19 protein-coding genes are annotated in these 20807 nt (G+C 66.5%); 7 read left to right on the top strand and 12 right to left on the bottom strand.

Going from position 1 to position 20807, the window contains the following annotated elements; all coding sequences use genetic code 11:
- Positions 1–19 precede the first annotated feature (19 nt).
- The 12 genes from CRT60_RS07120 to CRT60_RS07065 are packed head-to-tail and all read right to left on the bottom strand — an operon-like array spanning position 20 to position 12287.
- Positions 20–928 (bottom strand): formate/nitrite transporter family protein, encoded by a 909-nt coding sequence (locus CRT60_RS07120; protein WP_098735739.1) that lies wholly within the window; start codon positions 926–928, stop codon positions 20–22.
- Positions 929–971: 43 nt separating this feature from the next.
- Complete coding sequence (gene hycI / locus CRT60_RS07115; RefSeq protein ID WP_098735738.1) at positions 972–1430, bottom strand: hydrogenase maturation peptidase HycI; 459 nt, start codon at positions 1428–1430, stop codon at positions 972–974.
- Complete coding sequence (locus CRT60_RS07110) at positions 1427–1894, bottom strand: formate hydrogenlyase maturation HycH family protein (RefSeq protein ID WP_098735737.1); 468 nt, start codon at positions 1892–1894, stop codon at positions 1427–1429. Before CRT60_RS07110 ends, hycI begins: the two co-directional genes overlap by 4 nt.
- Positions 1891–2709: an NADH-quinone oxidoreductase subunit B family protein gene (locus CRT60_RS07105; protein WP_143273153.1), complete on the bottom strand. Its 819-nt coding sequence runs from the start codon at positions 2707–2709 to the stop codon at positions 1891–1893. Before CRT60_RS07105 ends, CRT60_RS07110 begins: the two co-directional genes overlap by 4 nt.
- Entirely contained in the window at positions 2706–3266 is a 561-nt protein-coding gene (locus CRT60_RS07100; protein WP_098735736.1) for a formate hydrogenlyase complex iron-sulfur subunit, read from the bottom strand. Before CRT60_RS07100 ends, CRT60_RS07105 begins: the two co-directional genes overlap by 4 nt.
- Before the next feature lie 12 nt (positions 3267–3278).
- Positions 3279–4994, bottom strand: coding sequence for a hydrogenase large subunit (locus CRT60_RS07095; protein WP_098735735.1), 1716 nt, complete (start codon positions 4992–4994; stop codon positions 3279–3281).
- A complete protein-coding gene (locus CRT60_RS07090) occupies positions 4991–6616 on the bottom strand; it encodes a hydrogenase 4 subunit F (RefSeq protein ID WP_244592332.1) in 1626 nt (541 codons plus the stop codon). The genes CRT60_RS07095 and CRT60_RS07090 overlap by 4 nt, the downstream gene beginning before the upstream one ends.
- A 5-nt stretch (positions 6617–6621) precedes the next feature.
- The gene (gene hyfE / locus CRT60_RS07085) at positions 6622–7275 is read right to left on the bottom strand and encodes a hydrogenase 4 membrane subunit (RefSeq protein ID WP_098735733.1); all 654 of its coding nucleotides are present in this window, start codon (positions 7273–7275) and stop codon (positions 6622–6624) included.
- Positions 7276–7289: 14 nt separating this feature from the next.
- Positions 7290–8753, bottom strand: a complete 1464-nt coding sequence (locus tag CRT60_RS07080; protein WP_098735732.1) for a hydrogenase 4 subunit D — start codon at positions 8751–8753, stop codon at positions 7290–7292.
- Between the two features lie 19 nt (positions 8754–8772).
- Complete coding sequence (locus tag CRT60_RS07075) at positions 8773–9711, bottom strand: respiratory chain complex I subunit 1 family protein (protein WP_098735731.1); 939 nt, start codon at positions 9709–9711, stop codon at positions 8773–8775.
- Positions 9712–9723: 12 nt separating this feature from the next.
- A complete protein-coding gene (gene hyfB, locus CRT60_RS07070) occupies positions 9724–11751 on the bottom strand; it encodes a hydrogenase 4 subunit B (RefSeq protein WP_098735730.1) in 2028 nt (675 codons plus the stop codon).
- Positions 11748–12287 carry a 4Fe-4S dicluster domain-containing protein gene (locus tag CRT60_RS07065; protein WP_244592331.1) on the bottom strand — a complete coding sequence of 180 codons (540 nt, stop codon included), beginning with the start codon at positions 12285–12287 and terminating at the stop codon, positions 11748–11750. Before CRT60_RS07065 ends, hyfB begins: the two co-directional genes overlap by 4 nt.
- A 597-nt stretch (positions 12288–12884) precedes the next feature.
- On the opposite strand from CRT60_RS07065, the gene CRT60_RS07060 reads away from it, so the two are divergent.
- The 7 genes from CRT60_RS07060 (at position 12885) to CRT60_RS07030 (ending at position 20564) form a co-directional block, all read left to right on the top strand.
- Positions 12885–13430, top strand: a complete 546-nt coding sequence (locus CRT60_RS07060; protein ID WP_098735728.1) for a 4Fe-4S dicluster domain-containing protein — start codon at positions 12885–12887, stop codon at positions 13428–13430.
- Positions 13431–13509: 79 nt separating this feature from the next.
- Positions 13510–15669, top strand: coding sequence for a formate dehydrogenase subunit alpha (fdhF, locus tag CRT60_RS07055; protein WP_244592330.1), 2160 nt, complete (start codon positions 13510–13512; stop codon positions 15667–15669).
- Between the two features lie 78 nt (positions 15670–15747).
- Complete coding sequence (locus CRT60_RS07050) at positions 15748–15990, top strand: hydrogenase maturation nickel metallochaperone HypA/HybF (RefSeq protein WP_098735726.1); 243 nt, start codon at positions 15748–15750, stop codon at positions 15988–15990.
- Between the two features lie 155 nt (positions 15991–16145).
- Complete coding sequence (locus tag CRT60_RS07045) at positions 16146–17045, top strand: LysR family transcriptional regulator (protein WP_098735725.1); 900 nt, start codon at positions 16146–16148, stop codon at positions 17043–17045.
- 173 nt (positions 17046–17218) lie between these two features.
- Positions 17219–17830 carry a glutathione S-transferase family protein gene (locus tag CRT60_RS07040; protein ID WP_098736240.1) on the top strand — a complete coding sequence of 204 codons (612 nt, stop codon included), beginning with the start codon at positions 17219–17221 and terminating at the stop codon, positions 17828–17830.
- Between the two features lie 89 nt (positions 17831–17919).
- Positions 17920–20004: a 2Fe-2S iron-sulfur cluster-binding protein gene (locus CRT60_RS07035; protein WP_098735724.1), complete on the top strand. Its 2085-nt coding sequence runs from the start codon at positions 17920–17922 to the stop codon at positions 20002–20004.
- A 95-nt stretch (positions 20005–20099) separates the two neighbouring features.
- Positions 20100–20564 carry a nuclear transport factor 2 family protein gene (locus CRT60_RS07030; protein ID WP_098735723.1) on the top strand — a complete coding sequence of 155 codons (465 nt, stop codon included), beginning with the start codon at positions 20100–20102 and terminating at the stop codon, positions 20562–20564.
- Positions 20565–20807: the final 243 nt, after the last annotated feature.

Here is a 20807-nt window from a genome sequence, read left to right as displayed (position 1 = left end):
ATTTGCGTGCGCGGTCTTTTCAGTGGGTCGCCGCCGGCTGTCCCATCGACGGCAGCGGCTTTTGCGCCGGCAGCGGGGTCAGGCCGCCGAGGCCCTTGCGGTAGATCAGCCAATAAATGCCGCCGACGAACACCGATCCGCCGACGATGTTGCCCAGCGTGGCGAACAGCAGGTTGTGCAGGATGCCGCCCGCCGTGATCGCCGACACGTCCAGCCCGGCCGGCACATGGCCCGTCACCTTCAGCAGATAGGCCAGCGGCAGGAAATACAGGTTGGCGATGCAGTGCTCGAAGCCGGCGGCGACGAAGGCGGCGACCGGCAGGGTCAGCGCCACGATCTTGTCGGTCACCGTGCGGCCGGCATAGGCGAGCCAAACCGCGAGGCAGACCAGCAGGTTGCACAGGATGCCCTTGAAGAAGATCGTCACCGCGTCGGGCGCGATCTTGCCGATGGCGAGCTTCAGCACCGCGGCGCCGACCGCACCGTTGTTCATCTCGGTGTGGTGCGACAGGTAGATCAGGAAGACGAGGCCCATCGCCCCGACCGCGTTGCCGATCCAGATCGTCGCCCAGTTGCGCAGCACCTGCGCCGTGCTGATCTGGCCGTTGGCCCGCGCCATCACGATCAGGCAGTTGCCGGTGAACAGTTCCGCCCCGCCGACCATGACGATGGCAAGGCCGAGCGAGAAGACCAGCCCGCCCAATATCCGCTGGACGGCGAAGCTCAGCGCGGGATCGGCCAGCACGATGACGAAGAACATGCCCCCCAACCCGATACCGCCGCCGGCGACCACCGCCAGCATGAAGCTGGGCAGGAAGGGCATCGTCGCCTTCTTCACTCCCAGCTTTTCGACCTTGTCCTGGATCTCGGCGGGCGAATAGGCGTCCATGCCGAGGACCGGCGTGTCTTTCGATGCAGGATCCGCCATGGCGAACTTCCTCCACTTCTCTTGAATTGCCTCGATGTCCGGTTCAGCCGACCGTCCCGTAGGCCTCGAATCCCTCGCCGCGGACCAGCCGGTCGTGGACGGCCTCCACGGAACTGCGGACGGTGGTGGTGACCGGCGCGAAGAAGCTGGTGTCCTGCGGCTGGATGCCCAGGAACAGGATCTCCGGCACGGTCTCCCGCAGGCTGTCGATCAGGAAGTTCAGCGGGATGGCGTGGGTGGTGACCATGAACTGCTCGGCGACGCTGTCCTGCTCGATCAGGCGGACCTCGCCCGGCGGCAGTTCCATCTCGGCGGCATCGACGATCAGCACCCGCTGCGGCGCCAGCGCGCGGATATGGTGGGTGTGGTTCTCCGGCACATCCTCGCCATCCACCACGATCCAGCCGGGGGCCGGCTGCTCATCAAGCAGTTGGGCCAGCAGCGGGCCGGCGCCGTCGTCGCCGCGCAGGACATTGCCAACCGTGAATACGACATCGGTCATGACAGCCGTCTCCCCATCAGATAGATCGCGGGTTCCCGCCGGATCGCGTCCAGCGCCGTGCGCAGCCGGTCGAGCCAGGCCGCCACGTCGGGCGGGGCGGTGGGCAGCGCTGCCTCGACGGCCATCATGAGCGGCCGGATGTGGCTGCTGTCCACAGTGATCTCGCCGAAGCGCAGCAGGCCCGACAGCTTGCGATGCGCCTCCTCGCTGTCCTTCAGCGCGTCCAGAACGCGGTCGAACACCGCGGTGGTGCAGCGGAAGGCCGGCTTGAAGCAATCGAACACGCCGATGTGATGCCCGATGGCCAGGGAATAATAGACCACCTGCTTGGCATCCTCCGGGATGTCCTCCTTGCGCTCCAGCATTTTGGCGTTCAGTTGGTAGAAGACCACCTCCGGCGCCACGTCGCGGCCGGCGCGCAGGCCGGGAATCGAGCCGGGGTCTGCTTGCGTGGGCGTGTTCATGGCGCGTCTCCCCTGGGCGCGTCTCCCCGAATCGCCTGCTGCACCACCTCGACCAACCGGCCGATGATCTCGGCGCGGCGCGGGTCGCGCTCCTCGCCGATGGCCGCCATCATCCGGTCGGGCAGGGTGAAGGAGCCCGGTGTGTGTGCATGCCCCTCCAGCAGGGCCATGAACTCCTCGGCGATGTCGCCGCCCTGGCGGTATCCGGCCATCCGCCGCGCCTCGCGTTCCAGCCGGACCCGCAGCGCATAGGGGATGTCGGGATGGGCCAGGACAGCGGTCTCGCCGGCGGCCTCGACATGGGTCTCGGCCTTCAGCTTCTGTTCCAACAGGCCGAGCGCCACGGCGAAGCCGTGGATGGTCGCGGCCGGCGTCGGCGGGCAGCCGGGGATGTAGACGTCCACCGGCACGATGTTGTCGGTACCGCCCCAGACGCAGTAGAGGTCGTGGAAGATGCCGCCGGTACAGCCGCAGGCGCCGTAGGACACCACGATCTTCGGATCGGGGGCCGCCTCATAGGCGCGCAGCCCCGGCATCCGCATGGCACGCGTCACGGCGCCGGTGAACAGCAGGATATCGGCATGGCGCGGCGAGGCCACCACCTTGATGCCGAAGCGTTCGGCGTCGAACACCGGGGTGATGGACGAGAAGATCTCGATCTCGCAGCCGTTGCAGCCGCCGCAATCGACGCGATAGACGTAAGCCGAGCGCTGGATGTTCTTCAGCAGCGCCTTCTTCATCGTCGCGATCTGTTCGCTGGTGGAGACCGGCGACATCTCCGCCACCAGGGTCTTGGGGTCTACGGGGACGTTCATGGCGTGGTCTCCAGTTCCTGATTCATCTGCCGGGCGATTCCCATGCCGGCGATGTGGTGGACATCCTGGGCGCGCTTGCAGGCCGGGCAGGTCGAGACGGTCAGGCGCAGCCGGTCGGCCTCCTCCGCGCTGCGGGCCGACTGGCTCAGCAGGCGGGCGACGTAATCGACCTCCTTGGCCGGGGCGAAGGGCTTGCCGCAGCAGGCGCAGCCGGCCAGCGTGAAGACCGCCTTGCGCGTCAGGTCGGCCTTGCTGCCGACCGCCAGCTCGAAATCGTCGGACAGGCGGATGGCGCCGGTCGGACAGGATTCCTCACAGCGGCCGCAGAAGACGCAGCGCCCGTAATTGATCGACCAGGTGCGGCTGCCGGCGGCGGTGTCGGTTTCCATCCCGATGGCGTTGGCCGGACAGGCGACGGTGCAGGCCGCGCAGGCGATGCAGTCCTCCGCCCTGTGTTCCGGCTTGCCGCGGAAGTCCTTGCAGACCGGCATCGGGGCGAAGGGGTATTTGACCGTCGCCTCGCCCGTGCGGAAGATTTCCTTGAGTAGCTTGAGCATCTCTGGCCCCCGTCACTTCAGCGGTGAATCCGTGCGTTCGCGGCAGTAGCGCTCCATCTCTTTGTAGGCGATGGTCTTGGAGCGCTTCTTGCGGACGTCCACCACGGTCACGCGGTCGGTGCAGGAATAGCAGGGGTCGATGCTGCCCACGATCAGCGGGGCGTCCGACACCGTATTGCCGCGCAGCATGTAGCGCAGCACCGGCCAGTTGTTGTAGGTCGAGGCGCGGCAGCGCCAGCGGTAGAGCTTCTGGTTGTCGCCGGTCATCGACCAGTGGATGTCCTCGCCGCGCGGCGCCTCGGTGAAGCCCAATGCGAACTTGTGCGGGACATAGGTGAAGTCCTCGGTCAGCACCGGGCCGGCCGGCGCCTTGTCCAGCAACTGTTCGATGATCCACAGGCTGTCGAAGAACTCCGCCACCCGCACCAGCGTGCGGGACAGCACGTCGCAGCCCTGTTCGACATGGACCGGCATGTCGAGCAGCTTGTAGCCGGCGAAGGCATGGTCGGCGCGGGTGTCGCGGCGGTGGCCGCTGCCGCGCACCACCGGCCCGACCGGGCTGTAGTCGCGGGCGATCTGCGGGTCGAGCCGGCCGACGCCCTTGACGCGGCCGCTGACGTTGGCGGTGGACAGCAGCACATCGACCAGCCGGGTCACGTCGTCGCGCAGCTCGGCGACCAGTTCGCGGGTCCTGGCCTGCTGGTCGCCCAGGATGTCGCGGCGCACGCCGCCGATCAGGTTCAGCGCATAGGTCTTGCGCGCGCCGGTCAGCAGCTCCGCCAGCGTCATCGCCTTCTCGCGCACGCGGAAGAACTGCATGAATCCGGTGTCGAAGCCGATGAAATGGCAGACGAGGCCGAGGTTCAGCAGATGGCTGTGCATCCGCTCCGTCTCCAGCAGGATGGAGCGGATCGCCTGCGCCCTCGGCGGCACGGTGATGCCCAGCGCATTCTCGACCGAGTTGGCATAGGCGACGCTGTGGGCATAGCCGCAGATGCCGCAGACGCGGTCGGCCAGGAAGGTCACGTCATTGTAGCCCATCCGCGTCTCGGCCACCTTCTCCATGCCGCGGTGGACGTAGAACATGCGGTAATCGGCATCGATGATGTCCTCGCCGTCGACGAACAGGCGGAAATGGCCGGGCTCGTCCGACGTGATGTGCAGCGGCCCCAGCGGGACGACGCGGGTTTCCTGCTTTGCCTCGTTGATGAACTGGTAGGTTTCGTCGTCGCTGGTCGGCGCCGGCCGCAGCCGGTAATCCATCGAATCCTTGCGCAGCGGATACAGCTCGTCCGGCCAGTCGTCGGGCAGCACGAGGCGGCGTTCGTCCGGCAGACCGACCGGGCGCAGGCCGAACATGTCGCGCACCTCGCGCTCGCCCCAGACGCAGGCCGGAACCCGCGGGGTGACGGACGGGTATTCCAGCGTATCGGCCGGGACCTCGCAGCGCACCACCACATGGCACTTGTCCGCGCCCTCCATGGACAGGACATAATAGACGGCATAGGCGCCGTTCAGCGGCCGTTCGTCGTTGCCGACGACCACCGACAGCCAGCCATTGTGGTCGTAATAGAGGCTGGCGACCACATCGGGCAGCGACTGCGGCTTGACCGTGATGGTGACCTGGGCCTCGGTCTGCCAGGATTCATCGAGGATCGCATGGGGCAGGCTCTCGCGCAGGGAGGCGATAATGCCGCTTCCGACCCGGTCCGGAGTGAGGATGTTCATTTGGAAATCTCCGTCTGCGAGAGGCTGCCGGTCACCAGTTGCCCGCCGGCACGGACCGTGTCGTATGTCTGCCAGGGGGCGGCGACCACCGGGCGGCTGTCGCCGTTCATCACCACCGCGGTCGCCTGCTGCACCAGAGTGGACAGCGGCTGCGGCACGGCGAAGCCCAGTGTCAGCACCAGCACCGCCAGCACGCCCAGCGGGGCCAGCGCCTTCCAGCCGACGTCACCCTTGGCCATCGTCTCCGGGCTCTTGCCCAGCACGCTGTCGGCGACGATCTTCACCAGACCGGCGATGGTGATGCACAGGAACAGCGCGCACAGCGCCATGATCCAGCCATAGCCCTCGTTCAGCCCGGCCATGAAGACCATGAATTCGCTGACGAAGATGTTGAAGGGTGGGAAGCCGGCCAGAGCCAGCGCGCAGCCCATCATCAGGAGGCCGGTGGCAGGCGCCACCCGCAGCACGCCCTTCACCGCCCGCAGGTCGCGGGTGCCGTACTTCATCAGGACATTGCCGGCGCTGCAGAAGAACAGGGCCTTGGTGACGCTGTGGTTGATGGTGTGCAGCAGGGCCGCGGCGATGCCGAGCGGCCCGCCGACGCCGAGCGCCACGACAATCAGCCCGACATTCTCGATGCTGGAATATGCCAGCTTGCGCTTCAGATCCTGCTGCACGAAGAACAGCAGCGACGAGACGCCGACCGAAAGCAGGCCCAGCGTCAGCAGCAGCATCTGCGGGAAGCCGGTGCCCACCGTGCCGACGGTGATCACGTAGAAGCGGATGACGATCAGCAGGGCGCATTTCAGCAGTACACCCGACAGCAGGCCCGACACCGGGCTCGGCGCCTCGGAATGGGCGTCGGGCAGCCAGGCATGCATCGGGAAGATGCCGGCCTTGGTGCCGAAGCCGATCAGGGCGAAGACGAAGGCCAGCTTGACCAGCATCGGGTCCAACTCGGCGGCATGGCCGACCAGGGCCGTCCACAATACCGCCTGATGCGGGTCGGCCAGAACGTCGGCGGCGTTGGAGAAGACCAGCACCGTGCCGTAGAGGCCGAAGGCGACGCCGACCGTGCAGATGATGACGTATTTCCAGGCGGCCTCCAGCGACGATTTCTGCCCGTACAGCCCGACCAGGAAGGCGGAGCCCAGCGTGGTCGCCTCGATGGCCGCCCACATCATGATGATGTTGTTGGCGGTGACCGCCAGCAGCATGGTGAACAGGAACAGGCTGAAGAAGCCGTAGTAGATCCGGACCTTGCCGGCGTCGATGGCGCCGGACTCCAGATCGTGGCGGATGTAGGCGATGGAATAGAGGCCGGTCATCAGCCCGACCACGCCGATCAGCATCATGAAGACGGCGCCGAGCGCGTCGACGAACAGCCAGTCGCCGAAGGCGGAGATGGCGCCGTTCGACAGCACCTGGATCAGGGCCGCGACGCTCAGCAGGAAGACATAACCGATGGAGCCCAGATGGATGCGCTCCAGCAGCGTCACGCTGCCCCGGTCGGTCGCGAAGGCTTCGGGCAGCGACTCCCGGAACCAGGGCAGGGTCAGCAGGAACAACGCCACCGCCAGCGGACCGATCAGCAGAAGTGGGGGAAGGATCGAGGGTACCATGGCGGTCATCCCTTCAGGCTCGTGAGCTGGCGCGCGTCGAGCGTGTGCAGCGTGTCGAAGATCCGCGATCCCAGCGCCGCCATCACCACCACCGCGAAGATGGCGTCGGTGGCGATGCCGATCTCCACCAGCTCCGGGGCGTTGGGGGCCAGCAGGGCCAGGGTCAGGTGCGACCCGTTCTCCATCAGGCAATAGCCGAACACCTGTTTCAGGATGTTCCGCTGCGCCACGATGCAGGCGAGCCCGATGAAGAACAGGGCGAGCGACACCGCCAGCGCCGGCTTGATGGCGTCCGCTGCCGGCAGCGTCACCTTGGAGGCGACGCCGAAGCAGAGGATGACGGCGACCGCAGCGCCGACGATGGACAGTGCCGTCGGCATCACCGCGCCCGAGCCGATGGCCGGGTCGCTCAGCCGGCGGAAGGCGCGATACATGATGGCCGGGACCAGGATCACCTTGGTCAGCAGCGCGGTGAAGGACCAGAGATACAGCTCGCCCGATCCGGTGGCCCCCGCCAGCGCCACGAACAGCATCACCAGGATGAAGCTCTGCAGCGCGTAGAAGCGGGCGGAGTTGGCCGGATTGCCGGCGAGCGTGACCAGAAGGGAGCTGACGATCAGCAGGCCCGACAGGCCGTTGACGATGAGAAATCCGTTCATGACCGTTCCCTCCCTCAACCGAGCCAAGAGGCGGCGATGGAGCTTGAGACCACCGTCATCACCACCAGGGCCACCAGCACGAACTTCATGCCGGCCGGCAGCGGGGCCGCCGCGGCCATCGTGGCGGACGGCTTGCCGGGCACCGAATGGCCCAGCCATTTCAGGAACCAGGCGAAGGAGCCGACCGATTCCGCGAGAGCGATGACGACCAGCAGCATCAGCGCCCAATGATGCGCCCCGACCTCGAACCCGCCGGCGAAGATGGCGAACTTGCTGAAGAAGCCGTTGAAGGGCGGCACGCCGGTGATCGCGAGCGCGGCGCAGACGAAGGCGACGCCGAGCAGCGGCGATTTGGTGACGATGCCGCGCAGCGACGGCAGCAGCCGGGTGCCGGCGGTGTAGCTCAGCGCACCGGCGACCAGGAAGAACAGCGTCTTGGCGAAGGCGTGGTTGAAGATGTGGGCGATGGCGCCCTTGAAGGCGAGGTCGGAGCCGAAGACCGACAGCGACAGCGCCAAGAGGATGTAGGCCAGCTGCGTGATGGTCGAATAGGCGAGCAGGCGCTTCAGATCGACCTGCGGCAGATACATGAAGAAGCCGTAGACCAGCGTCAGCACCGCCATGATCGAGCCGACCCAGCCGACGATCTCCGGCGCGCCGCCCGACGACATCAGCCCGCGGGCGAAGATGTAGACGCCGACCTTCACCATGGATGCCGCATGCAGGTAGGCGCTGACCGGGGTCGGGGCCTCCATGGCGTCGGGCAGCCACATGTGGAAGGGCAGCTGGGCCGACTTGCCCCAGGCCGCCACCAGGATCGCCAGCAGCACGACCGCCTTCATGCCCGGTGCCAGATCGGCGATGGCGGTCAGGGCGAAGGTGCCGGTCGACAGGAACAGCAGCGCCGCCGCGACATAGAGGCCGAGCGAGGCGACGTGGGTGACCAGCAGCGCCTTGGCCGCCGAGCGCAACGCCTTGGGCGATTCGTAATAGCCGATCAAGGCCCAGGAGCAGGCGCCCGTCAGCTCGAAGAAGGCGAGCTGGCCGACGACGGTGGAGCTGAAGACCAGCCCGGTCATGGCGCCGATGAACACCAGCAGGAAGGCGTAGTAGCGCCGCCGGCCGATGTCGGGATGCTCGCGGTTGCCGGCATTCAGGTAGGCGGCGGAATAGATCGCCACCAGGAGGCCGATGGCGATCACCGCCAGCGCGATCAGCACGCTGACGCTGTCCACCACCAGCCCGAGGATCGAGACCGATCCGAAGGAGATCAGCTCGAAGGTGCCGCCGACCTTGCCGTCGCCGAGCAGCGACAGGGCGAGGATGGCGATCACTGCGACGGTGGCCGCGGCGAAGCCCTGGCACAGCCATTTGGCCGATGCCCGCTCCGATGCCGCAATCGCCGCCGCACCGCCGAAGGGGACGAGGATGGCGGCCAGCGCCAACAGCCCGAGCGGTTCCGTGGGGAGTGTTATCATGATGCTGCCCCTCGCCGGCTCACAGGCCGACCAGATAGAAGACGAAGGCGAGCGAGGCGGCGCCGACCCCGACCCAGCTGTGCTGGGGGGTCAGGCGGAAGCGGACCCGCGCGACGCTGTTCTCGACCACACCGACCGCGGCGAAGATCAGGACCAGCTTGAGGGCGAAGGCGACCAGCCCGAACAGCAGCCCGAAAAACGTCATCTCGGGCGCACTGCCGAAGGGCAGGAAGACGCCGATGAACCAGGCGACGACGACCGTCTGCTTCAGCGCCATCGCCCACTTGATCAGCGCCAGCGACGGGCCGGAATATTCGGTCAGCGGGCCTTCCTGCAACTCCTGCTCGGCTTCCGCCATGTCGTAGGGCAGCTTGCCCAGTTCGATGTAGATGGCATAGGCGAAGGACAGGGCGGCGACGATGGTCGCGGTGACCGACCGCACATGGCCGTCGGCGATGGCACTGCCGATGGCACCGAGGTTGGTCGAGCCGGCCAGCAGGGCCGCGACGAACAGCGACAGCAGCATCACCGGCTCCACCAGCACGCCCATGGTCAGTTCGCGGCTGCCGCCGATGCCGGAGAAGGAGCTGCCGCTGTCGATACCGGACAGCGAGAAGAAGAAGCGGGCCAGCGCGAACAGGTAGATGACCGTGATCAGGTCGCCGATGGGCGCCACCGGCGTGAAGCGGGTCAGCATCGGGATGCCCATGGCGATGACCAGCACCGTCGTCAGCATCACCGCCGGCATCGCGCGGAAGGCGAATCCGCTGTCCGGCGGGGTCAAATCCTGGCGGGTCAGCAGCTTGGCGATGTCGCGATAGTCCTGCAGCAGGCCCGGCCCGTGGCGGGTGTGCAGCTTCGCCCGGACCATGCGCGACAGGCCGGAAACCAGCGGTGCCGCGGCGAACAGGAGGAGCGCCTGGAACAGTCCCAGGATCAGGTGTGAGAAGGTCAGCATGGCGTCCTCCCGTCAGACGGCCAGCGCCAGCAGCGCGATCAGCGCCGCGACGATGTAGAGGCAGTAGATGCGGAAATCGCCGGCCTGGATGATTTGCAGCCATTTGCCGCTGGCATCGACCGCACCGGCGATCGGTGCGATGACGCTGCGGTCTGCCAGCGGTTCGGTGCGCCGCGCCAGCGTGACCACCCGTTCGAAGCCGTGGGCGATGCCGGTCCAGCGCCCGGCAATCGCGCGGCGCATGGTGTAGAGCGGGGCGAAGAACATGCGGATCGGCTGGGCGAAGCTGCCGGCGCTGGCGGACATGTGATGGTCCGGCAGATAGCCGGCCGCCCAGGGGGCCGCCGCCTTGCGGTCGCCGCCGCGCTTGGCGGCGAAGGCTGCCTTCAGCGTGATGGGCAGGAAGGCCATGGCGATCAGCAGGATGGCGATCAGCGGGGTGGAAAGCGTCGCCTGCTGGGCATCGCCCGGCAGCAGGGTGGTGCCGACCGCCAGGGTGACCGGAGCGGTGCCGATGGTCGCCGCCGCGATGCGGCCCATCACCGGCGCCACCAGCGGGGCCAGCAGGCCGAGCGCCACGCAGGCGACGGCCAGCACCGCCATGCCGGCGACCATCGCGGCCGGCGCCTCGCGCGCCTCCTCCGCATGATGGCTGCGCGGCGCCCCGGCGAACATGATGCCGTAGGCCTTGACGAAGCACATCACCGCCAGCGCGCCGGTCAGCGCCAGCATGACGGCGGCGATGGGGGCGGCGAACTTCACCAGCGGGGTGCCGTCCAGCGCCGCGGCGAACAGCGCCTGGTAGGTGTACCATTCCGACACGAAGCCGTTCAGCGGCGGGATCGCCGAGATCGCCAGCGCGCCGACCAGGAAGGACAGGGCGGTCCAGGGCATGTTGCGGGCCAGCCCGCCCATCTGCTCCATGTCCTTGGTGTGCATGCGGAAGATGGTGGAGCCGGCGCCGAGGAACAGCAGGCCCTTGAACACCGCATGGTTCAGCAGGTGATAGAGGCCGGCCATCAGGCCCAGCACCGCCAGCACCGGCTGGTGCAGCGCCATGCCGATCATGCCGGTGCCGACGCCCAGCAGGATGATGCCGATATTCTCGACCGAGTGGTAGGCGAGCAGCTTCTTGATGTCGTGCTCGGCGAGCGCATAGACGACGCCCAGCACCGACGACACCGCGCCGAAGGCCAGCACCAGCAGGCCCCAGCCCAGCATCGCCGGCCCGGCGCTGGCGCCCAGCAGGTCGATGCCGACCTTGACGATGCCGAAGACGCCGATCTTGATCATCACGCCCGACATCAGCGCCGAGGCGTGCGACGGGGCGGCCGGATGGGCGCGCGGCAGCCAGATGTGCAGCGGGATCATGCCGGCCTTGGCGCCGAAGCCGATGAAGGCCAGCAGGAAGGCGACGCTGTCCAGCGGGGCCGGCAGCGGATGGGCGCGGAAGGCGGCGAAATCGAAGCTGCCGGCCTGGTTCGCCATCAGGAAGAAGGCGGCCATGATCAGAACCGAGCCGCCATGGGCGACCAGGAAATAGAGGAAGCCGGCGCCCACCGCCTCGTCGTCCTGGTCGAAGATGACCAGGAAATAGGAGGCCAGCGACATCATCTCGAAGAAGATGAGGAACCAGAAACCGTTGTCGGCCGCCACCACCAGCATCATCGAGGCGATGAAGGCGTTCATGAAGAAGCCCATCGCCCCGACGCCGCGCCCGGCATATTCGCGCACATAGGCGAAGCCATAGATCCAGGCGACCAGCGACAAGAGCGAGATGACCGCGATCATCAGGCCGGCCAGCGGGTCGAGCCGCAGGACGAAATGGGCGAAGGGGTAGGGGCCGGCGGCGTCGAGCACGGCCGGTTGGCCGGCACCGATGGCCGTCAGCCCGGCGCCGAGCCCGGCGAGCGCCGCGGCGATGCCGACGCCGCTGCCGCCAAGACGGATCTCCCCCTCCCGATGCTTCAGGAGGAGGCAGAGGATGGCGCCGCCGCAGGACAGCAGCAGCGACATGATGAGCAGGGAGAGTGGAATCATGGGTCCAGCCCCTCCAGCGAGGCGAGCGGCGTTTCAGGACTGACCGGTGCCGCCGCGGCCAGCGTGCGCTTGACGGCGGCAGCCTGGCGGGTGGCATCGGCGTCTGCCGCGTAAAGGGCGGCGGTCGGGCACACGCGCACGCAGGCCGGGCCGTCGCCGGAAAAGGCGCAGAGGTCGCATTTCACCGCCACGCTGCGCACGCCGATGTCCCAGGCCAGCAGCGGATCGAGCGCCGCCGAATGGCTGGGTGTCGCGACGGCGATGCCGGCGACCCCGGCGATGCCGGTGCCGCTGGGCGTGATGGCACCGAAGGGGCATGCCAGCGCGCACATCTTGCAGCCGATGCAGGTCTGCTCGTTCAGCAGGATGGCATCGGCCCCGAAGGTGATGGCGTCGACCGGACAGACGCGGGCACAGGGCGCGTCCTCGCACTGATGGCAGAGGACCGGGCCAGTGTCGTCGCCGATCCGCATGACGGTCAGCCGGGGATGCGCCTGCAGCCCCTGTTTCTTGTGTGCCTCGGTGCAGGCCGCCATGCAGGTGTTGCACCCGATGCATTTTCTCGGTTCCGCGATAACGAAGCGATTCATATCCAGACCTCCGGCTTCCCGGGCGGGTGCGTCGAATCGGCCGATCGGGTCTTTGGGAAGGCCCGATAAAAAAACCTGATCGACCAATAAGAAGACAGTATTGGCTCGCGCACACCTCCCCGCCGCCTGTTGTTACAGGCGACGTGGCAGAAGGAGAGCCAGCTGTTGCGATTTTTGTCAGGGAGGCGGTCTTGATTTGGATCGCCGTTGACTTCGCTACGCTATTCCCGTGGGTGACGCGATGTCAACTAGACACATAAAAAAAGTGGGTATAAGGTGCGCGACACAAAGGCCGGGGGTCTGATGACACGTTGACTGTCAAATGGCGCCCCGGAAACTGCGATAAGAAAGAGAATATACTCGATAGGATCGGCTTATCGGCATCGATTACTTTTAAAGATCGGGCGATAAGCGATTCAAATCGGACGTGAAGCCACCGGTGCCCGATATGGCCAACCGGCGCGCAACGCCAGGGAACAGTGAAGCGATGCCGGGGCGGATTCGTTCGACGGCCCCCTCCGGCTGCCAACAAGGACGACGGGAATGAACAGATTCGTCACTGCCAACCCGAGCAAGTGCATCGGTTGCCGCACATGCGAGGTCGCCTGTGCGCTTGCCCATTCCGATGGGGCCGGCGTCGAAGGACTGGCGCCGGAAAGCTTCAAGCCGCGCATCCGCATGGTGAAGACGGCCGACGTCAGCACCGCGGTGATGTGCCACCATTGCGAGGACGCGCCCTGCGTCAACGCCTGCCCGAACAACGCCATCGTTTATCGCCAGCACAGCGTGCAGGTGGAGCAGGAGCGTTGCCTGGGCTGCAAGAACTGCGTGCTGGCCTGCCCGTTCGGCGTCATGGACGTGGTGACGGTGCCGGCGGTCCGGCAATTCGCCGGCATGACGCTCAGCCTGGGCGTCAAGGCGCAGGCGCATAAATGCGACCTGTGCATCGAGCGTGGCGACGCCGGCCCGGCCTGCGTGTCGGTCTGCCCGACCAGCGCCCTGACCCTGATGGACCGGGAGGCGATGGACGAGACCCTGCGCCGCCGCCGCGAGCGCGCCGCGCTGGAAGCCGCCGAAGTCGCGGCCTGACTCCCATCACTCCCCATCACTACGGCTGACGCACAGCCGGCACAATCGAGCGAACATCGAGGTCGAGATGGAAAAGCATATGGCGGTCTGCCCGTATTGCGGTACGGGTTGCAAACTGAATCTGCTGGTCGAGGGCGGGAAGGTCGTCGGTGCCGAGCCCCTCAACGGCGTCACCAATGAAGGGGAACTCTGCCTCAAGGGCTATTTCGGCTACGACTTCATCAACGACACCAAGCTGCTGACGCCGCGCCTGCGCAACCCGATGCTGCGCCGCTCGCGCGATGCCGCCTTCGAGGCGGTGTCGTGGGACGAGGCGATCCAGTACGCGGCGAAGAAGCTGGGCGAGATCAAGGCCAAATACGGCCCCGATTCGATCATGACCACCGGCTCGTCGCGCGGCACCGGCAACGAGACCAACTATGTGATGCAGAAATTCACCCGCGCAGTCCTCGGCACCAACAATGTCGACAACTGCGCGCGCGTCTGCCACGGCCCGTCGGTCGCCGGTCTTCAGGTAACGCTGGGTAACGGCGCCATGAGCAACTCGATCCCCGAGATCGAGCATACCAAATGCGTCCTGGTCTTCGGCTACAACGTCGCCGACAGCCATCCGGTGATCGCCAAGCGCATCATCAAGGCCAAGGAGCGCGGCGCCAAGATCATCGTCTGCGATCCGCGCAAGATCGAGACGGCGCGGCTGGCCGACCTGTGGCTGCCGCTGAACAACGGCTCCAACATGGCGCTGGTCAATGCCTTCGCCAATGTCCTGATCAATGAAGGACTCTACAACAAGGAGTATGTCGCCAATCACACGGAAGGTTTCGACGAGTACAGGAAGATCGTCGAGAAATACACCCCCGAATATGCCGAGGCGATCACCGGCCTGCCGGCCGCCGACATCCGCGAGGCGATGCGCATCTATGCCGCCGCCCCCTCCGCCACCATCCTGTGGGGCATGGGCGTCACTCAGTGGGGCCAGGGCGTCGATGTGGTGAAGGGGCTGTCGGGGCTGGCGCTGCTGACCGGCAATCTCGGCCGTCCGAATGTCGGCGTCGGCCCGGTGCGCGGCCAGAACAATGTCCAGGGCAGCTGCGACATGGGCGTGCTGCCGACCGAGTTCCCCGGCTACCAGAAGGTCACCGATCCGGAGATCCGCGAGAAGTTCGCCAAGGCCTGGGGCGTCCCATCGCTGCCCGGCGAGATCGGCTACCGCCTGACCGACGTGCCGCATCTGGCGGAGACCGGCAAGCTGAAGGCGATGTATGTGATGGGCGAGGACCCGGCCCAGACCGAGCCGGACTTGGCCCAGGTGCGCAAGGGCTTCGAGGCGATGGAGTTCGTCATCGTCCAGGACATCTTCATGACGAAGACGGCGATGTTCGCCGACCTGATCCTGCCGGCGACCTCCTGGGGCGAGCATGAGGGCGTGTTCAGCGCCGCCGACCGCAGCTTCCAGCGCTTCACCAAGGCGGTGGACGCCAAGGGCGATGTCAAGCACGACTGGGAGATCATCAGCCTGCTCGCCACCGCGATGGGCTATCCCATGCATTACGACAACACCAGGCAGATCTGGGACGAACTGCGCGAGCTTTGCCCGATCTTCTACGGCGCCACCTACGAGAAGATGGAGGGGCTGGGTGCGGTGCCGTGGCCCTGCCGTGAGATCGACTCGGCAGGCTCCAAGTATCTCTACGAGGGCAACGTCTTCCAGCGGCCGGGCGGCAAAGGCCTGCTATTCGCCACCGAATGGCGTCCGCCGCAGGATCAGCTGACCGAGGAGTTCCCGCTGATCCTCTGCACCGTGCGCGAGGTCGGCCATTACTCCTGCCGCTCGATGACCGGCAACTGCGCCGCCTTGCAGACTCTGGCCGACGAGCCCGGCTATGTCACCATCAACCCGAAGGACGCCAAGTCCTTGGGCATCCGCGACCAGGAACTGGTCTGGGTGTCGTCGCGCCGCGGCAAGGTGATCACCCGCGCCAGCGTCACCGACCGCACCAACAAGGGGGCCGTCTACATGACCTACCAGTGGTGGATCGGCGCCTGCAATGAGTTGACCATCCATGCCGTCGATCCCATCGCCAAGACGCCGGAGTACAAGTATGCCGCTGTCAGGGTCGAGCCGATCGCCGATCAGGTCTGGGCCGAGAATTACGTCCAGCAGGAATATGCGAAGCTGAAGGGCGGTCTCAGCAACGCGGTGACTCGTGCGGCGAAGAAGGCCCCGGCCTTCGCGTGAGGTATGCCGGGAATTAGCTTCCCCTCTCCCCCCTCCCGGGGGAGAGGGGATTTTCTCCGTTTCTGGAGGTCTCAGCCCATGCATGAGATCGCTCTGTGCCAATCGCTGCTTGAACAGGCGATGACAGCGCGCGAGGCCAATCCCTTCGACCGGGTGGTGCGCGTCAGCCTGTTGATCGGTTGCGCCAGCCGGGTGCAACCAGACGCCCTGCGTCATGCCTTCGACCTGCTCAGCCGCGACACCTTCCTGGAGGGGGCCGATCTGCGCATCGACCGTCCGCAGGGCGAGGCGTTCCGGCTCGTCGAGATGGAGGTGTCGTGAGGATAAAGCTTCGTGCGCCTACGATGCGTCGCATTGCCGCTGCGGCAGCCCGCGCGGAGACGCGGACACATGTTTGAGATCAATGATGTTGCTCGGGTCGTGATCGATACGTTCCCGATCCACGCTGCGCAAGACGTGGTGGGAGGAGACCCGGCATGCAGGAAAAACTCGAATTTCTGATCGCGCTGGCGACGGAAAAGCATTTCGGCCGTGCGGCACAGGTCTGCGGGGTGTCGCAGCCCAATCTGTCCGCCGCGATCAAGCAGCTGGAATCGACCATGGGCGTGCCGCTGGTCGACCGCGGCGCGCGCTTCATCGGCTTCACGCCGGAAGGGGAGCGGGTGCTGGAGTGGGCGCGGCGCATCGTCGGCGACTACAAAGCGATGCGCGCCGATGTCGAGACGATGAAGCAGGGCCTGACCGGTACGCTGCGGCTGGTGGTGGTGCCGACGGCACTGCCGATGGTCCAGCGGCTGACCGCCACCGTCTGGTCGATGCATCCCGGCATCAAGATCACCATCGCCTCCCACAGCTCCACCGAGATCCTGTCCAAGCTGGAGAATCTGGAGGCGGAGGCCGGGATCACCTATCTCGACAACGAACCGCTCGGCAATGTCGACGAGGTGCCGCTCTATCACGAGCGCTACCACCTGATCACCTCGGCGGACAGCCCGTTCGGCACGCGCGACAGCGTGACCTGGGAAGAGGCGGCGACCCTGCCGCTCTGCCTGCTGAACACCACCATGCAGAACCGGCGGATCATCGACCGCGCCTTCGCCGAAGCGGGGGTGCATGCCGAACCGATGCTCGAATCCAACTCCATCGTCGTGCTGACCAACCATCTCTGCACCGGCATGTGGTCGACGATCATGCCGCGGATCATGGCGGATTCGCTGCTGCTCCCCCCCTCGATCCGTGCCATCCCCATCGTGGCGCCGGAACTGTCGACCCTGATCGGCCTTGTGGTGTGCCGGCGCGATCCCCAGCCGCCACTGACTGCGGCGCTGATCGCCGATGCACGCCGTCTCGCTCCCGACCTCGCGAATGCCGCCTGAGGGCATCGCTCCGCCTGTGAAAATACGCTCGCAGGAGCGGGGCGGGCCGGGGATTATTTCATTCCAGGCAAGAATGAACTGCGAAAGCCGGGTATTCTCTCAGCGGTGATGATCCAGCACTCTGGTGATGCGGAACGGGAATGCCCCCGTCCGGCAAATCACCGGAGCTGGACATGAAGCTGTATCATCATCCCCTGTCGGGCCACTCGCATCGCGCCCGTCTGCTCGTATCGCTTCTCGGCCTGCCGCATGAGCTGGTGGAGGTCGACCTCAAGGCCGGTGCGCACAAGAGCCCCGACTTCCTGAAGCTCAACCCCTTCGGACAAGTGCCGGTCCTGGACGATGCGGGCGTCATCGTCGCCGATTCCAACGCGATCCTGGTCTATCTCGCCAAGAAGGCGGGGCGGAGCGACTGGCTGCCGGAAGACCCCAGCGGTGCGGCGGCGGTTCAGCGCTGGCTTTCCGTGGCGGCCGGTGAGGTGGCCTACGGCCCGGCTGCCGCCCGGCTCATCACGGTGTTCGGGGCGAAGTTCAACGCCGACGAGGTTATCGGCCGGGCCCATACCCTGCTGACCCGGCTCGAAAGCCACCTGAGCGCGCAGGATTGGCTGGTCGGCGATCACCCGACAATCGCGGACGTCGCGATCTACAGCTACGTCGCCCAGGCGCCGGAAGGCAACGTCGATCTCTCCGGCTATCCCTCCGTCACGGCCTTCCTCGGCCGCATCGAGCAACTGCCGGGCTTCGTTCCCTTCGTAAAGACGCCGGTCGGGCTGGCTGCCTGATCCATCGGGAGAGCCGGGGCGCTACCCCAAGGGCCACATCCCGCTTCCGGACACACCGTCCGACCGCCCCCCAGCATGGGACACCGACGATGACCGCTGCACTGAAAACACTGCCGCCCTGGCATGAGGGTGAGACGTTCATCCAGCGGAAGCTGGGGGTGGCCGAACGGATGGAGTCCGTCGGTCAGCGGGTGATCCGCGACCACATGCCCGACCAGCATCGCGACTTTTATGCCCAGCTTCCCTTCATCGTGTTGGGCAGCGTCGATCCCGCGGGCGACCCGTGGGCCACGCTCCTCGTCGGCAAGCCGGGCTTTCTGTCGTCGCCGACGCCGACGAGGCTCGACATCGCCGCCCATGCCGATCCCGGCGATCCGGCGGGGGAGGGCATGCGCGACGGCGATCCCGTCGGCCTTCTGGGCATCGAGATGCACACCCGGCGCCGCAACCGCATGAACGGCGTCGTCACCGCCATCGGCTCCGGATTTCGGGTCGATGTCGACCAGAGCTTCGGGAACTGCCCGCGCTACATCCAGCTTCGCGATGTCGACTATGCACGGGATCCGGCGGAACAGTTCACCGGCGTCGTGGAGGTCCTGCCGCGGCTGGACGAACGGGCGCGGGCCATGATCGGGGAGGCCGATGCCTTCTTCGTCGCCACCTATGCGGACCGGGCCGAGCGCCGTCAGGTCGACGTGTCCCATCGCGGCGGCAAGGCGGGCTTCGTCCGTGTCGCGGAGGACGGCACCCTCACGGTGCCCGACTTCAACGGCAACCTCTTCTTCTCGACCCTCGGGAACATCGTTCTCAACGGCAAGGCCGGCCTCGTCTTCGTCGATTACGGCAGCGGCGACATGCTGCAGATGACCGGCGATGCGGAGGTGATCCTGGAATCGCCGGAGATTGCGGCCTTCCAGGGAGCCGAGCGGCTGTGGACCTTCAAGCCGCGCCGCATTCTGCGCCGTCCCGGCGCACTGGCGCTGCGCTGGTCGTTCCGCAAGGAGGGCTGGTCGCCCAGTTCGCTGATGACGGGGGATTGGGCGCAGGCGGCGGCCCGCATACAGGCCGGCGAACTGGCGACACGCTGGCGCCCGTACCGGGTGACGAAGATCGTCGACGAAACCCCGGCGATCCGCTCCTTCCATCTCCAGCCGGCCGACGGAGCGGGCCTTCTTCCCCATGCCGCCGGTCAGCACCTGCCGATCCGCGTGACGGTTCCAGGATCGGACAAGCCGGTCATCCGCACCTACACGCTGTCGGCCGCGCCGTCGGACGGCCTCTACCGGATCAGCGTCAAGCGGGAAGGGCTGGTGTCGCGCCACCTGCACGACCGCATCCGAGCCGGCGACATCATCGAAGCGCGCGCACCCGACGGCGCCTTCACCATCGACCCTTACGGGACAAGGCCGGCGGTGCTGCTGGCCGGCGGCATCGGGATCACGCCGCTGCTGGCGATGCTGCGCCACATCGTCTACGAGGGGCTGCGCAAACAGCGGATGCGGCCGACCATCCTCATCCAGGCGGCCCGTTCGATGTCCGAGCGTCCTTTCGACCGGGAGATCGCCGAGCTGGTGAACGCGGCGCAGGGGGCGGCAGGGCAGGGTGCCGTCAGATGGATCCGGGTGCTGAGCGAGCCCGGCACGGCCAAGGAGGGCGTCGGCTATGAGGCGGCCGGCCGCATCGACATGGCCCTGCTGACCCGCTTCCTGCCGTTCGACGACTATGATTTCTACCTGTGCGGCCCGCCGGCATTCACGCAGGCGCTCTATGACGGGCTGCGAAACCGCAACATCGCCGACGGGCGGATCCACGCCGAGGCATTCGGGCCATCGTCCTTGCAGCGCACGGCGGACGTCGGGGCCGCACCCCCGCCGGTCCGTCCCCTGCCGTCGAGCAAGCCGGTGCCGGTGGCCTTCATGACCTCGCTGAAGGAGGATCGTTGGACGCCGGCGTCCGGCACGTTGCTGGAGTTGGCGGAAGCGCGCGGGCTGGAGCCCGAATACAGTTGCCGGGAAGGCACATGCGGAACCTGCCGGACCAAGCTGCTGAAGGGTGCCGTGGCCTATATCCGCGAACCGGGCGCCAGCGTCGCCCCCGACGAGGTCCTGATTTGCAGTGCCGTGCCTGCCGAAGCCGGCCCCGATGAGGAAAACCGCATCCAGCTTGCCCTCTGAGCCTTGCCTCAAGCACGTCAACCGGGCGCGGATCGCACCGCGCCACGCTCTTCCATCACCGTCTGTATCGTTTCATCCGCAAGAAGGAGCATGCCATGTCCCGTCCGCCGCTTCCCCCCTTCACCGCAGAATCCGCCGTCGAGAAGGTCCGACTCGCCGAGGATGGCTGGAACAGCCGCGATCCGGCCAAGGTCACGCTCGCCTACAGCGAGGACAGCCGCTGGCGCAATCGCGCCGAATTCGCGACCGGCCGCGCCGAGATCCAAGCCTTTCTCACCCGCAAATGGAACAAGGAGCTTGAATACCGGCTGATCAAGGAGCTTTGGGCCTTCACCGGAAACCGCATCGCGGTGCGCTACGCCTACGAATACCGCGACGACAGCGGCCAATGGTATCGCGCCTACGGCAACGAGAATTGGGAGTTTGCCGAGGACGGGCTGATGCGCGCCCGGCATGCCAGCATCAACGAACACCCCATCGTCGAGGCCGACCGCAAGTTCCACTGGCCGCTCGGCCGCCGTCCCGACGACCATCCCGGTCTCAGCCATTTCGGTTTCTGAAGCTGGGCCTTCCAACCCGAAACTTCGATAGGGAAGGCAACTGACCCCAGATGCGATGAGGCCGTCCACCGTGGCGGCCTCGTCGCCATTTGTTATTGCCAGCACTTTAAAGCCGAGGGAAGACTGACAGTTCTATGTTGCGCTGGACTGACATTTTGACATTGCGGGCGGAATCAAGCTGAAGTGCGACAACACGTTTTTGTTGATCGGGTGGCCCGCTTTTTATCCATCATGCCGGGAGAG

It is taken from the genome of Azospirillum palustre (assembly GCF_002573965.1).
In the GTDB taxonomy this organism is placed as follows: domain Bacteria; phylum Pseudomonadota; class Alphaproteobacteria; order Azospirillales; family Azospirillaceae; genus Azospirillum; species Azospirillum palustre.
This window is presented reverse-complemented; position numbering and strand designations above follow the sequence as displayed.